Source organism: Blastococcus sp. SYSU D00922, from assembly GCF_054050495.1.
Map to the genome: position 1 here is coordinate 148524 of NZ_JBJGZL010000003.1, position 13925 is coordinate 162448.

A 13925-nucleotide genomic window follows, 5' to 3' on the forward strand; every position below is an offset into this window, starting at 1 on the left:
GGCACGAGGGGTGGCCACCCCGGGGACGACGAAGGGGCCGCCCCCACCTGGTGGTGGGAGCGGCCCCTGTCGTCCGTGCTGAGAGTTACTCGGCCTGCGCTGCGGCCGGGCCGTCCTCGTCGCCCTCGGCGCCCGAGAGGGCCACCGGCGGGGTGTCGGGGAGGTCGATCGGCTTGGCCTCGCCGCGGAAGGTGAACTTCGCGTCGGCGCCCTCGCCCTCGACGTCCACCACGATGATCTGACCAGCGGTCAGCTCGCCGTAGAGGATCTTCTCCGACAGCGCGTCCTCGATCTCGCGCTGGATGGTCCGGCGCAGCGGCCGGGCACCCAGCACCGGGTCGAAGCCGCGGTGCGCGAGCAGCTTCTTCGCAGCCGGGGTGATCTCCAGCGACATGTCCTTGTTCGCCAGCTGCGTCTCCACGCGGGAGACCATGAGGTCGACGATCTCGATGATCTCGTTCTCGGTCAGCTGGTGGAACACGACGATGTCGTCGATGCGGTTGAGGAACTCGGGCCGGAAGTGCTGCTTGAGCTCTTCGTTGACCTTCAGCTTCATCCGCTCGTAGTTGCTCTGGGTGTCATTCCCGACCTGGAATCCGAGACCCACGGCCTTCGAGATGTCCCGCGTACCGAGGTTGGTCGTGAGAATCAGGATCGTGTTCTTGAAGTCCACGATCCGGCCCTGACCATCGGTGAGCCGGCCGTCCTCGAGAACCTGCAGCAGCGTGTTGAACACGTCCGCGTGCGCCTTCTCGATCTCGTCGAAGAGGACCACCGAGAACGGCTTGCGCCGCACCTTCTCGGTCAGCTGGCCACCCTCGTCGTAACCGACGTAACCGGGAGGGGCACCGACGAGACGGGACACGGTGAAGCGGTCGTGGAACTCACCCATGTCGATCTGGATGAGCGCGTCGTCCTCGCCGAACAGGAACTGCGCCAGAGCCTTCGCCAGCTCCGTCTTACCGACACCCGAGGGGCCGGCGAAGATGAAGGAACCACCGGGACGGCGCGGGTCCTTGAGGCCCGCCCGCGTGCGCCGGATCGCCTGGCTGACGCTCTTGATGGCCTCTTCCTGGCCGATGATCCGCTTGTGGAGCTCGTCCTCCATGCGGAGCAGACGCGTGGTCTCCTCCTCGGTGAGCTTGAAGACGGGGATGCCGGTCCAGTTGGCCAGCACCTCGGCGATCTGCTCGTCGTCGACCTCGGCGACGACGTCCATGTCGCCGGCCTTCCACTGCTTCTCGCGCTCGGCCTTCTCGGACAGCAGCGTCTTCTCCTTGTCGCGGAGGGACGCGGCCTTCTCGAAGTCCTGCGCGTCGATCGCCGACTCCTTCTCGCGGCGGATGCCGGCGATCCGGTCGTCGAACTCGCGCAGGTCCGGCGGGGCGGTCATCCGCTTGATCCGCATCCGGGCACCGGCCTCGTCGATCAGGTCGATCGCCTTGTCCGGCAGGAAGCGGTCGGAGATGTACCGGTCGGCCAGCGTCGCCGCGGCCACCAGGGCGGCGTCGGTGATGCTGATCCGGTGGTGCGCCTCGTAGCGGTCGCGCAGCCCCTTGAGGATCTCGATGGTGTGCTGCAGCGTCGGCTCGCCGACCTGGATGGGCTGGAAGCGGCGCTCGAGAGCGGCGTCCTTCTCCAGGTGCTTGCGGTACTCGTCGAGCGTGGTGGCGCCGATGGTCTGCAGCTCACCGCGGGCCAGCATCGGCTTGAGGATGCTGGCGGCGTCGATCGCGCCCTCCGCGGCACCCGCACCGACGAGGGTGTGGATCTCGTCGATGAACAGGATGATGTCGCCGCGGGTGCGGATCTCCTTGAGGACCTTCTTGAGCCGCTCCTCGAAGTCACCGCGGTAGCGGGAACCGGCGACGAGCGCGCCGAGGTCCAGCGTGTAGAGCTGCTTGTCCTTCAGCGTCTCGGGCACCTCGCCCTTGACGATGGCCTGGGCCAGGCCCTCGACGACGGCGGTCTTGCCGACGCCGGGCTCGCCGATGAGGACGGGGTTGTTCTTGGTCCGCCGCGACAGGACCTGCATGACCCGCTCGATCTCCTTGGCCCGCCCGATGACCGGGTCGAGCTTGGAGTCGCGCGCGGCCTGGGTCAGGTTGCGGCCGAACTGGTCGAGCACCAGCGAGGTGGAGGGGGTGCCCTCGGCCGGACCGCCGGCCGCGGCCGGCTCCTTGCCCTGGTAGCCCGAGAGCAGCTGGATGACCTGCTGGCGGACGCGGTTGAGGTCGGCGCCGAGCTTCACGAGCACCTGGGCGGCGACGCCCTCGCCCTCGCGGATCAGGCCGAGCAGGATGTGCTCGGTGCCGATGTAGTTGTGACCGAGCTGCAGAGCCTCGCGCAGCGAGAGCTCCAGCACCTTCTTCGCCCGCGGGGTGAAGGGGATGTGACCGGACGGGGCCTGCTGGCCCTGGCCGATGATCTCCTCGACCTGCTGGCGGACGCCCTCGAGCGAGATGCCCAGGGACTCCAGTGCCTTGGCAGCGACGCCTTCACCCTCGTGGATCAGGCCCAGGAGGATGTGCTCGGTGCCGATGTAGTTGTGGTTGAGCATCCGGGCCTCTTCCTGGGCCAGGACAACAACGCGGCGGGCTCGGTCGGTGAACCGTTCGAACATCTGCTGCTTCTCCTTCGACCGGCTGGTCCGGCACTGTCCTTCTCCTGTGCTGGGGAAGGAGCACCCGACATCCGTCGGCGCTGGGGGGCACCGGTCTTTCCACTGTAGTCGCGGACCACGTCGTCCCGTCGCGCATGAACAGGGGCGGTGGGTGGCTGCCCGTTCCAACCGATGGTGGCGGGCCCGTGTTCCGGCGCGGTTACGCCGTCAGCGGACGCCGGGACACGCTCCGCGTCCGCGCAGGTGGAGTCGCTACACCCGGCACCACGGGTGCCCCGGGGACGACGACGGCCCGGCCCCCCTAAGGGGAACCGGGCCGGTTCGCGTGCGGACACGCGCGGAGGTCACAGGGACCTCACGAGTCGCCGTGATTCAGTGCGCGGCCTCGTAGGCGTCGACGACGCTGGCCGGGATGCGGCCGCGGTCGCTGACGTTGTGGCCGTTCTTGCGCGCCCAGTCCCGGATGGCACCGGCCTGCTCGCGGTCCATGCGGCCGCCGGTCGAACGGCCGCGGCCGCCACCGGAGGCGGAACGGGAGCCGCGGCCCACCTTGCGGGCGGCCGAGACGTACCGGGAGAAGACGTCGCGCATCTCCTTGGCGTTCTTCTCCGCCAGGTCGATCTCGTACGAGGTGCCGTCGAGGGAAAAGCTCACCGTCTCGTCGGCAGACAGGTTCTCGTCGAGGTCGTCGCTCAGGATGACCTGAACCTTGCGCGCCATCGATGTTCCTCACTTCTCGCAACCGAGTTGCGGCTGAACGGAAATTGTCGCCCGGTGGGGACGACGAGAACCATTACAGCACAACACTCCGCGAAATGGTCAATGCACTTCGACTCGACATCTCGAAGTGGTGAAACGGACCGCGCCGGTTCTAGTGAAAGGCGCGCGGTGGTTTCACTGGGAGGAAATTGGGCGGACCAGCGGGAACAGGATCGTCTCGCGGATTCCGAGACCCGTGAGCGTCATCATCAAGCGGTCCATACCCATGCCCATACCGCCGGTGGGCGGCATTCCGTACTCGAGCGCCTCGAGGAAGTCCTCGTCCAGCGCCATGGCCTCCGGGTCGCCGGCCGCGGCGAGCGCAGCCTGGGCGGTGAAGCGCTCGCGCTGCACGACCGGGTCCACGAGCTCGGAGTAGGCGGTCGCCCGCTCGATCCCGCCGATGTAGAGGTCCCACTTCTCCGCGAGCCCGGGCTCGGACCGGTGCGCCCGGGTGAGCGGCGAGGTGTCGAGGGGGTAGTCGATGACGAACGTCGGGGCCTGCAGCGTGTGCTGGACCAGGGCCTCGAACAGCTCCTCCACCACCTTGCCGGGGAGCCACGCCGGGTCGACGCCGACGTCGTGCCGCTCGGCGATCGCCCGCAGCTTCTCCACCGGCGTCTCCGGGGTGACCGGCTCGCCGACGGCCTCGGAGACCACGGAGTACAGCGGCACCTGCGGCCACTCCCCCGACAGGTCGATCTCGGTGCCGTCGTGGTGGCGGGCGACGTGGTCCCCGAACAGCGCCAGGCAGCATTCCTGGATGAGCTCGCGCGTGAGCGTCGCCATCACCTGGTAGTCGGCGTAGGCCTGATAGGTCTCGAGCATCGCGAACTCGGGAGAGTGCGAGCTGTCCGCGCCCTCGTTGCGGAAGTTCCGGTTGATCTCGAACACCCGGTCCAGGCCGCCCACGATGCAGCGCTTGAGGAACAGCTCGGGCGCGATGCGCAGGTACAGGTCGAGGTCGAACGCGTTCATGTGCGTGCGGAAGGGCCGCGCGGCCGCACCGCCGTGCACCGTCTGCAGCATCGGCGTCTCGACCTCGAGGAACCCGCGGGAGGTCAGCCCGGCGCGCAGCGTGGACATGACCGTGGCCCGCTGCCGCACGGTGCGCCGCGCCTCGTCGCGGACGATGAGGTCCACGTACCGGCGGCGGACCCGCAGCTCCTCGCTCATGGGCTTGTGCGCCACCGGCAGCGGCCGCAGCGACTTCGACGTCAGTTGCCAGGAGTCGGCGAACACCGACAGCTCCCCGCGCCGCGACGTCCCCACCTCGCCGGTGACGAGGACGTGGTCGCCGAGGTCGACGTCGGCCTTCCAGGCCGCGAGCGAGTCCTCCCCGACCCGGTCGCGGGACAGCATGACCTGCAGCTCGGCGTCGCCCTCGCGCAGCGTCGCGAAGCAGAGCTTGCCGGTGTTGCGGAAGAAGATGACCCGGCCGGTGATCCCGACGGTCTCCCCCGTCATGGTGTCCGGCTCGAGGTCCGGGTGGGCCGCGCGGACGGCGGCCAGCGTCGTGGTGCGCGCGACGGTCACCGGGTACGGGTCGATCCCGCTCTCCCGCAGGCGGTCCAGCTTCGCGCGGCGCACCCGCATCTGCTCCGGGAGTTCTTCGCTGCCGCCGTCGTCGCCGATGGATCCGTCACTCACGGACCGAGAGCCTACGGACGGCGGCCGACGGGGACCTACCTGGCCTGGTGGCGCTCGAAGGCCAGCCGCAGGCCGTGCACGGTCAGGTCGGGCTCCCGCTCGCCGATCGAGCGGCAGCTGTCGACCACCAGCGGCGCCAGCCCGCCGGTCGCCACGACGACCGGCGCGGCGCCGAACTGCCCGACCAGCTCGGCCGCGATGCGGGCCACCAGGCCGTCCACCAGGCCGGCGAAGCCGAGCACGAGCCCCGACTGCAGGGCCGCGACGGTGTTCTTGCCGATCGCGTGCGTCGGGACGGTCAGCTCCACCGACCGCAGCTGCGCGGCCCGGTTGGCCAGCGCGTCGAGGCTGACCTCCACCCCGGGCGCCAGCGCGCCGCCCAGGAACTGCCCGTCGGGCCCGACGGCGTCCACGTTTGTCGAGGTCCCGAAGTCGACGACGACGACCGGCCGCCCGCGCCCGTCGGGCCGGCGGCCGAACATCTCGTGCGCGGCGAGGGCGGTGACGACGCGGTCGGCACCGACCTCGCGGGGGTTGTCCACGTGCAGCGGCACGCCGGTCCGCACACCCGGGCCGATGAGGACCACCGGCACCTCGAGCGAGTCCAGGAGCTGCCGCAGCGACGGCAGCAGCGCCGGCACCGTGGAGCAGGCAGCGACGCCCGTCACGTGGGTGTCGCGGAGCAGGCCCCGCCACAGCATCCGCAGCTCGTCGGCCGTGGCCCGGGGGGACGTCGTGACGCGCCAGCAGCCGATGCGCTGCTCGCCGTCGAACGTGGCGAGGACGGTCTGGCTGTTGCCGACGTCGACCGTCAGCAGGGTCACCGGACGGGGACGCCCAGGTCGCTGCGCCGCTGGTCCTCGGCGCCGGGCACCGGGGCCGACGGGTCCCCGCCCAGCTCGACGATGCGGTTGGCGCCGTCGACGTGGACGACCTTGGGGATGTAGCTCTTCGCCTCGGTCTCGTCCATGACGCCGTAGCTGATCATGATCACCATGTCGCCCGGGTGGACCAGGTGCGCGGCGGCACCGTTGATCCCGATGACGCCGCTGCCGCGCTCGCCGGGGATCACGTAGGTCTCCAGGCGGGCGCCGTTGGTGATGTCGACGATCGCCACCTGCTCTCCGGGGAGCAGGTCGGCGGCGTCGAGGAGGTCCTCGTCGATCGTCACCGAGCCCACGTAGTGCAGGTCGGCCTGCGTGACCGTCGCACGGTGGATCTTGGACTTGAGCATCGTGCGCATCATCGGGGCTCTCCCAGTGTCACGGCGGTGTTGTCGAGGAGTCGGGTGGTGCCGGCGCGGACCGCGACCAGCAGGCGGGCGGGCCCGGCGGCGGGCGCCGGCCCCAGATCGGTATCGGTGAGTTCGAGGTAGTCCTGAAGGAGGTCCGGCCGTCCGGCCAGCACCGCACGGGCGGCGGACAGGACGGCGTCAGGGCCCTGCGACCCCGCGGCCGCCCCGGCACGCAGTGCTGCCGAGATGGTGGCGGCCGCCGCCCGCTGGTCCTCGTCGAGGTAGCGGTTGCGGCTGGACAGGGCCAGGCCGTCGTCCTCCCGGACGGTCGGGACACCGGCCACCTCGACGGGCAGCGCCAGCTCGCGGGCCATCGCCCGGATGAGGGTGAGCTGCTGGTAGTCCTTCTCGCCGAAGAGGGCGACGTCGGGGCGGACGAGACCGAACAGCTTCGCGACGACGGTCAGCACTCCGGCGAAGTGACCCGGCCGGACGGCGCCCTCGAGGACGGAGCCCAGGGGCCCCGGGTCGACGGTCACCCCCACGGCGCCCGGCGGGTAGACCTCCTCGACCGGCGGGTGGAAGACGACGTCGGCGCCCTCCTCCGCGAGCGCCGCGAGATCGGCGTCCCACGTGCGCGGGTACCGGTCGAAGTCCTCGCCGGGCCCGAACTGGGTCGGGTTGACGAAGACCGAGACGACGACGGTGGCCGCGCGCTCGCGGGCCGCGCGCACCAGCGTGCGGTGGCCCTCGTGCAGCGCCCCCATGGTGGGCACCAGCGCGACGGGCCCGGGGAGGTCGGCGAGCAGCCGGCGGAGGTCGGCCGCGGTCTCGGCGACGGATGGGCCAGGGGTGGTGGGGCGGGCGGCTGACACGGTCACCGTGGTCACCGCGCGCCCGCCGCGTCCTCGTCGCGGGTGCCGGACAGCAGGTCGAGCAGCGGGGCGCCCTCGTGCCGCTTGAGCCGGCCGGAGGCCAGCGCCCGCTCGGTGGTGCGGCGGGCCATGGCGACGTACGCCGACACGGAGGTCGGCGCCCGCTCGGCGAGCGTCTCCAGGTGGTTGCGCACGGTGCCGACGTCCCCGCGGCTGACCGGACCGGTCAGGCCCCGGTCGCCCCGGCGCAGGCCGTTGTCCAGCGCGGCCGTGAGCAGCGGCTGCAGCACGCGGGCCGGGTCGGCCACACCCGCGGAGCGCAGCAGGTCGGCAGCCTCGGCGACGAGCGTGACGAGGTGGTTGGCGCCGGTGACGAGGGCCGCGTGGTAGAGCCGCCGGTCGTCCTCGTCGACGAAGAATGGCTCGCCACCCATCTCCAGGACCAGGGTCTCGGCGACGGCGCGGTACTCCGGCCGGCTGGTGACGGCGAAGGGTGCGCCGACCAGCCGGTCGGCGTCCTCGGGCGCCCCGGAGAACGTCATGGCGGGGTGCAGCGCGAGCGGCAGGACACCGGCCTGCTCCGCGGGCGTGAGGACGGCGAGGCCGTGCGCCCCGGACGTGTGGAAGGCGAGCTGGCCGGCGCGCCAGGCCCCGGTCTCGGCCAGGCCGGACACCAGACCGGCGAGGGTGTCGTCGGGCACGGCGAGCACGACGAGGTCGGAGGCGGCCACCACCTCGTCGGCGGGCACGAGCGGGACGCCGGGCAGCAGGCGGGCGGCGCGCTCGGCGGAGGCGGCGGACAGACCCGAGGCGGCGACCACGTCGTGGCCGGCGTCGGCGAGCGCTGCGCCGAGGACGGCGCCGACCCGGCCGGCGCCGATGACGCCCACGCGGAGGCGGGCAGGCGCGGCGGCCGCGGGTGCGAGGCCGGCAGCGCGACGGGTCCTGCGGGCAGCAGGCATCGTGCACCCTCTCGTTCCAGTCCCTCGCGGGTACCGGACGTCGGTGGCCTCCACCGTTGGAGGCCGCTCAGGGGTCGTGCGGGTGGAGCGGCGGTGCTGGTGGCGTCCCCCGCTGCAACCGGCTGTGTCGCGCGGATGGATCGCCGATGGCGAGTGTGTGACCGGTTCCGGCGCCCCGCAACGCCAGCGGCCTGTGTCATGCCTCACGGGGGTACCCGGACGGGTGGTGCGAGGGCTGCCTAGCGTGGGTCCTTCAGCGCACCGAGGGACAGGAGAACGGCGTGGGCACGATGGACGGGCGGACCGCCCTGGTCACCGGCGCGAGCCGCGGCATCGGGTTGGCGATCGCGCAGAGCCTGGTCGACCGCGGGGCCCGCGTCGTGGTCACCGCCCGGAAGCCGGACGCACTGGCGGAGGCGGTCGAGAGCCTGGGCGGACCGGAGGTCGCCGTCGCCGTCGCCGGCCACGCGGCGGACGCCGCGCACCGCGCCGAGGCGGTCCGCACCGCGGTCGAGACCTTCGGCAGCCTGGACATGCTGGTCGGCAACGTGGGCGTCAACCCGGTCTACGGGCCGATGACCGACCTGAACCTCGACGCGTTCCGGAAGATCCTCGACACGAACGTGGTGTCCTCGCTGGGCCTGGTGCAGGAGGCCTGGAAGGCGTGGATGGCAGAGCACGGTGGCTCGGTGCTCTTCGTCGCGTCGGTGGCCGGCCTCCGGTCGTCGGAGAACATCGGCGCCTACGGCGTCAGCAAGGCCGCGGTGATCAACCTGACCACGCAGCTGGCCGTCGAGCTCGGCCCGACCGTGCGCGTGAACGCGGTGGCGCCGGCCGTCGTGAAGACGCGGTTCGCGGGCGCGCTGTACGAGGGCCGGGAGGACGAGGTGGCCGCCGAGTACCCGGTCGGCCGGCTGGGCGTGCCGGAGGACGTCGGCGAGGCCGCCGCCTACCTGCTCGGGGAGGGCGCCGGCTGGGTGACCGGCCAGACGCTCGTGCTCGACGGCGGCCGGTTGTCGCGCGGGCGCTGAGCGCTCAGCTGCCGCGCAGCACCCGGGCCAGGACGTCGTCCGGCTCGTCGTCGTCGCGGTAGCGCCGCCGCCGCCGTCCGCCGGTGCTGGGGCTGACCCCGTTCTCGGCCAGGATGTCGGCCAGCCGCTTCTCCTGCGACGGCGGCGGGCCGGGCCGCTCCGCCGGGCGCTCCTCGGGCACGGCCACCCGGTAGCCGCCGCGGTCGTCCACCCGGATCGGCGGGTTCGGGCGGACGGCCGGACGCTGCGTCGTGACAGCAGCGGCGGGGTCCACGGGCGGTTCGTCGCCGCGACGACGGCGGGGCGGCACCTCCGGCCGGAAGGAGGTCGGCTCCGCGTCGATCAGCGAGCGGGCCGCCAGCCACTCCAGCGGGGAGGGCGGGTCGACCGGCGGCGGCGCGACGGAGCGGGCGCTCTCCCCGGTGTCGTGCGCGGTCGCCGACCACAGGGGCGTGTCCTCGTGGGTGTCCGCGGCCGGGGCGGAAGGGGCCCAGCGGTCCTCCAGCGAGGGAGACCACCGCTCCTCCGTGCGCGCCGGCTCCCACGCCGGGGCGGCGGGCGTCTCCCACGCGGGGGCCGACGACTCCCAGGAGGCGGTCGACGGGGTCTCCCAGCTGCGCGGCGGCTCCGGCTGGGACTCCCAGCTCGGCCGCCAGGACGGCGACGGCACCGGCCGCGATACCGGCGGGACGGGCGGCGGGGGCAGCGGCGGGCGCGCGGCGCGCTCGACCCGCACCTGCTCGAACTGCCGGGTCTCGCGCGGCTCGTCGAGGCGGACGGCGGGCCAGCCCCCGGTCAGCTCGCGCGGAGGGGCGTCGTCGGTCCAGCGGGTGGCGGCGTCCAGCGCCCGGCTCGGGGTGTCGGCCAGTTCGGCGCCGAGCCGGCTGGCCTGGGTGCGCATGACGATGCGCTCGATCAGCATCTCGCTCGACAGCTGCTCGGTGAGCTCCTGGCGGAGCCGGCCCATGTCGTCGCGCAGCTCGGCGAGCTGGCCGATCTCCTGGCGCAGCGAGGTCAGCTCGGCGACGTCGTCACGGAGGGCCGCCACCCGCGCCACCTCGTCGCGCAGGGCGGACAGCGCCGCGATGTCGGTGCGCAGCTCGCTGACGCGGGCGACCTCGTCCCGGAGCTCGGTCAGCCCGGCGATCTCCCCGCGCAGCGCGTCGAGCTCGGCCCGCATCGACTCCTCGGCCTCGCGGCGCAGCTCGGTCTCGAGCTCCAGCTCGTACTCGCGGCGGGCCGCGACCTCGCGGTCGAGCTCGTGCTCGTAGGCCCGGCGCAGTTCCGCCTCGCGCGCCCGGGCGGTGTCCTGGTCGCCGGCCCGGCGACCGGCCGCGACCGTGGCCAGCACGAACGCCCAGGCCACGCCCACGACGGCCAGGCGCAGGAGCTGCGGGTTGTCGGTGAGGAAGACGGTGAGGGTCGCCGCGATCGCCAGGACGAGGCCGCCGGCCTGCAGCAGCGTGCGACGCCCGGGGACGCCTGTGCGAGGAGCGACGTCGTCCTCGCGGAGGGGCATGACCCCAGCGTAGCGGCGGAACGCGCCGTCCTCCGGGCAGGAATCGAGGTCGTGACCGAGCTGTCGCCGACAGCGGCTGCGACAGTGGCGCGGTGACCCTCACCCTCCTCGCCTGGCGCCGCCAGGTCGCCTCGCTGTACGCCGCCGCACGGGCCGCGACCGACCCGGAGACCGGCTGGCGGACCTGGCGGGACGGCCGGGACGAGCTGTTCGCCGGGCACCCCGACTCCCCGCTCGACGAGGCGGCGCGTGCGACCTTCCGCGGCCTGCCGTTCGCGGACTACGACCCGTCGCTGCGGTTCGACGCGGTCGTGGAGCCGGCCCAGCCCGCCCGCCTGGAGATCCCGACGGCCACGGACGGCGTCGTCCCGTTCGAGCGCGTCGGGGCCGTCGACCTCGGCGCAGTCGGGCGGCTCGACGTGTGGTGGCTGGACAGCTACGGCGGCGGGGTGTTCCTGCCGCTGCGCGACGGGACCGCCGGGAGCACGACCTACGGCGGCGGGCGCTACCTGCTCGACACGGTCAAGGGCGCCGACCTGGGCGGGACCGGCGGCCGGCTGGTGGTGGACCTGAACTTCGCCTACCACCCGTCGTGCGCCTACGACCCGCGCTGGACGTGCCCGCTCGCGCCCGAGGGGAACCGGGTGGCGGCACCGGTCGCCGCCGGGGAGCAGCTGCCCCCCGGCGGCGCCTGGTACTGAGCGTCAGCCCTGCGCGAGGGCGCCGTCCGAGCTGAAGACCAGGCCGATCGAGACCTCGCCCTGCTGGATCGCCGCCTTGGTCAGCGGGCCTCCGGCGTCGTACTCCTGGAAGCCGGCGAACTCCAGGCCGTAGGTCTCCTCGAGCCCCGGCTGGCACGCCGGACGGGTCGGGCACTCCCCCGGCCCGCCGAGGGTCAGCGACCCGTCACCGCAGGCGTCGGCCAGCTCGGAGAGCGTGCTGACGCCCAGCTGGTCGGCGAAGTCCTGGGTGACCGCGAACGCGTTCTGGTCGGCCGCCTCGGCCGGCTCGCCGAACACCAGGCCGACGCCCTCCGCGAGCGGCGTCAGCGCGGCGACCGTCTCGTCGACGTCGCCGGAGGCCACCTCGGTGGAGTCGTCGCCCTCGATGAACTCGGTGACCGTGGCCAGGTACTCCGGGAACGCCTGGATCTCGCCGCGCTCCAGGGCCGGCAGGTAGAGCTCCCGGTTGCCGACCGTCTGCACGCTGGCGTCGAAGCCCGCGGCGGTCAGGACGTCGGCGTAGAGGGTGGCCAGGACCTGCGACTCGCTGAAGTCGGCCGCGCCGACGACCACGGGGCCGCTGCCGCCGCTGACGCCGGAGTCCAGGCCCTTGTCGGCGACGTACGCGGCGGCGACGTCCTCGACGGCCTGCCGCTCGACGTCGACGGCGGCGTTCATCTCGATCAGGTCGTCGGTGGTGAGCACCGCCGAGACGGCGTTCAGGGCCTCGAGCAGCGCCGGGCTGCTCGAGGCGGCGGCCGCGTTGACCGCCGGGATGACGTTGTCGGCGTTCTGCAGCTGCTTGTCGTCCTCGAGCACGACCAGCTGGTCCCCCGCGACAGGGGCGCAGGCCTCGCCGGAGGCCGAACCGCCGGCCTCGGCGTCACCGCCGGTGCCCGAGGAGCCGGACTCGCCGCAGGCCGCGGTCAGCGCGACCGCGACGGCGAGTGGAGCGATGAACCGGATGCGTGCGCGCATGTCTTCGACGCCCCGCCTTCTGTGTCCCGTGGCAGCCGGCTGCCACGCGTGTCTGGCGGGAGGACTCCCGCGCGACGATCGAACACCGTCGGTTGCGCGCAACGCAAACAGCTTCCGGCTTCGTTGCCGACCCTTTACCTGGTCGGACGACTCAGAGCGGCATCCCCGCTGCGGTCGGCTCCGGCCCGGCCACGGAGCGTTGCCGGGCCAGGGGGATCGGGAACCTCCGCGGCCCGGGCGTGAGGGCCCAGGACAGCCCGGCGAGCACCAGCTCGGTGAGGACGGCGAGCGCCGCGACCAGCAGCGCGCCGGCGAGGACGGCGCCGTAGTCCTGCTGGCGGAAACCCAGCGTGATGATCCGGCCGAGGCCTCCCCCGGCAACCAGCGCGGCGAGCGTCGCGGTGGCCACCACCTGGACGGCGGCGGTGCGCACCCCGGTCATGAGCAGCGGGGCGGCCAGCGGGAGCTCCACCTTGAACGCCACCTGCCGCTCGCCGAAGCCCATCGCCCGCGCCGCCTCGACGACGTCCCGGTCCACGCCGCGGAAGCCGACGTAGGTGTTGGTGAGGATGGGCGGGACGGCGAAGACGGCGAGGGCGATGGTGGTCGCCGTCGGACCGAAGCCGATGGGCGTGACGGCGAAGATGGTGAGCAGCGCGAGGGTCGGGACCGCGCGGGACACGTTGGACAGGGCGACGGTGAAGGCGCCGCCGCGGCCGACGTGCCCGAGCAGGATGCCGACCGGCAGCGCGAGCGCCATCGCGGCCAGCACGGCGAGCGCGGAGATCCGCAGGTGCTCGACGAGCAGGTCGAGGATCCCTCCGGGCCGGGTCCAGTTGAACGGGTCGTTGAGGTAGACCAGCGCCTCCTCGAGGAGGTTCATGCCCGCGCCCTCCTCGCCCACGGCGTGAGCGCGCGCTCGGCGCCGGCCAGCAGCAGGTCGGCCACCAGGGCCAGCAGGACGCAGCCGACCGCGCCCGTGACGATCTCCGCCCGGTAGAAGTTGGCCGCGAACCCGCCGGTGATCAGCTGCCCCAGCCCGCCGTGGCCGACGATCACGCCGACGGTCACCAGCGCGACGGTGGACACCGTCGCCACCCGGATCCCAGCCATGAACGCCGGGAGCGCCAGCGGCAGCTCCACCTGCCAGAACAGCCGGCCGGGCCCGTATCCCATGCCCCGGGCCGCCTCCCGGACGTCGTCGGGCACGGCCTGCAGGCCGGCGAGGAAGTTCCGGACCAGGATCACCAGCGAGTACAGGACCAGGCCGATGAGCACCGTCGTCGCGGTGATGCCGGTCAGCGGGGCCACGAAGGCGAACATGGCCAGCGACGGGATCGTGTAGATCAGCGTGGACAGCCCGAGCACCGGTCCGGCCAGCCACCGGCTCCGCCGGGCGACCAACGCCAGCGGCAGCGCGATCAGCGCACCGAGCACGACGGCGCCGATCGTGAGCCTGACGTGCTCGCCCAGATAGCCCATGATGGAGTCCCAATTGGAGGTCACGTAGGACGGGTCGAACCAGGGATTCGGCGCCTCGTCCACCGCGAGGACCTCGGCGCTCAGCATCGG

The 13925-nt window shown here is 72.9% G+C and carries 13 protein-coding genes; 2 read left to right on the top strand and 11 right to left on the bottom strand.

What is annotated here, in order from left to right; all coding sequences use genetic code 11:
- Positions 1 to 85: 85 nt before the first annotated feature.
- The 7 genes from ACI78T_RS05635 to ACI78T_RS05665 all read right to left on the bottom strand — a co-directional run bounded on the left by ACI78T_RS05635 (position 86) and on the right by ACI78T_RS05665 (position 8103).
- Positions 86 to 2623 carry an ATP-dependent Clp protease ATP-binding subunit gene (locus tag ACI78T_RS05635; RefSeq protein WP_456557101.1) on the bottom strand — a complete coding sequence of 846 codons (2538 nt, stop codon included), beginning with the start codon at positions 2621 to 2623 and terminating at the stop codon, positions 86 to 88.
- 372 nt (positions 2624 to 2995) lie between these two features.
- Entirely contained in the window at positions 2996 to 3343 is a 348-nt protein-coding gene (locus ACI78T_RS05640; protein WP_456557102.1) for a histone-like nucleoid-structuring protein Lsr2, read from the bottom strand.
- 174 nt (positions 3344 to 3517) lie between these two features.
- Complete coding sequence (gene lysS, locus ACI78T_RS05645) at positions 3518 to 5032, bottom strand: lysine--tRNA ligase (protein ID WP_456557103.1); 1515 nt, start codon at positions 5030 to 5032, stop codon at positions 3518 to 3520.
- 35 nt (positions 5033 to 5067) lie between these two features.
- Positions 5068 to 5856, bottom strand: coding sequence for a type III pantothenate kinase (locus tag ACI78T_RS05650; protein ID WP_456557104.1), 789 nt, complete (start codon positions 5854 to 5856; stop codon positions 5068 to 5070).
- On the bottom strand, positions 5853 to 6266 hold the full coding sequence (panD, locus tag ACI78T_RS05655) for an aspartate 1-decarboxylase (protein WP_277394592.1): 414 nt from the start codon (positions 6264 to 6266) through the stop codon (positions 5853 to 5855). Before panD ends, ACI78T_RS05650 begins: the two co-directional genes overlap by 4 nt.
- Positions 6267 to 6274: 8 nt before the next feature.
- The gene (gene panC, locus ACI78T_RS05660; RefSeq protein WP_456557105.1) at positions 6275 to 7147 is read right to left on the bottom strand and encodes a pantoate--beta-alanine ligase; all 873 of its coding nucleotides are present in this window, start codon (positions 7145 to 7147) and stop codon (positions 6275 to 6277) included.
- Positions 7148 to 7152: 5 nt separating this feature from the next.
- On the bottom strand, positions 7153 to 8103 hold the full coding sequence (locus tag ACI78T_RS05665; RefSeq protein WP_456557106.1) for a Rossmann-like and DUF2520 domain-containing protein: 951 nt from the start codon (positions 8101 to 8103) through the stop codon (positions 7153 to 7155).
- Positions 8104 to 8393: 290 nt separating this feature from the next.
- On the opposite strand from ACI78T_RS05665, the gene ACI78T_RS05670 reads away from it, so the two are divergent.
- On the top strand, positions 8394 to 9134 hold the full coding sequence (locus ACI78T_RS05670) for an SDR family oxidoreductase (RefSeq protein WP_456557391.1): 741 nt from the start codon (positions 8394 to 8396) through the stop codon (positions 9132 to 9134).
- 4 nt (positions 9135 to 9138) lie between these two features.
- Here ACI78T_RS05670 and ACI78T_RS05675 read toward each other — a convergent pair whose 3' ends face one another.
- Complete coding sequence (locus ACI78T_RS05675) at positions 9139 to 10653, bottom strand: DUF6779 domain-containing protein (protein ID WP_456557107.1); 1515 nt, start codon at positions 10651 to 10653, stop codon at positions 9139 to 9141.
- Between the two features lie 92 nt (positions 10654 to 10745).
- Here ACI78T_RS05675 and ACI78T_RS05680 point away from each other — a divergent pair, with 92 nt between their 5' ends.
- The gene (locus ACI78T_RS05680; protein WP_456557108.1) at positions 10746 to 11354 is read left to right on the top strand and encodes a DUF1684 domain-containing protein; all 609 of its coding nucleotides are present in this window, start codon (positions 10746 to 10748) and stop codon (positions 11352 to 11354) included.
- A 3-nt stretch (positions 11355 to 11357) separates the two neighbouring features.
- On the opposite strand, the gene ACI78T_RS05685 is transcribed toward ACI78T_RS05680, so the two are convergent.
- The 3 genes from ACI78T_RS05685 to ACI78T_RS05695 all read right to left on the bottom strand — a co-directional run bounded on the left by ACI78T_RS05685 (position 11358) and on the right by ACI78T_RS05695 (position 13922).
- Positions 11358 to 12353, bottom strand: a complete 996-nt coding sequence (locus ACI78T_RS05685) for a glycine betaine ABC transporter substrate-binding protein (RefSeq protein ID WP_456557109.1) — start codon at positions 12351 to 12353, stop codon at positions 11358 to 11360.
- A gap of 151 nt (positions 12354 to 12504) precedes the next feature.
- The gene (locus tag ACI78T_RS05690) at positions 12505 to 13236 is read right to left on the bottom strand and encodes an ABC transporter permease (RefSeq protein WP_456557110.1); all 732 of its coding nucleotides are present in this window, start codon (positions 13234 to 13236) and stop codon (positions 12505 to 12507) included.
- Positions 13233 to 13922: an ABC transporter permease gene (locus ACI78T_RS05695; RefSeq protein ID WP_456557111.1), complete on the bottom strand. Its 690-nt coding sequence runs from the start codon at positions 13920 to 13922 to the stop codon at positions 13233 to 13235. Before ACI78T_RS05695 ends, ACI78T_RS05690 begins: the two co-directional genes overlap by 4 nt.
- Positions 13923 to 13925: the final 3 nt, after the last annotated feature.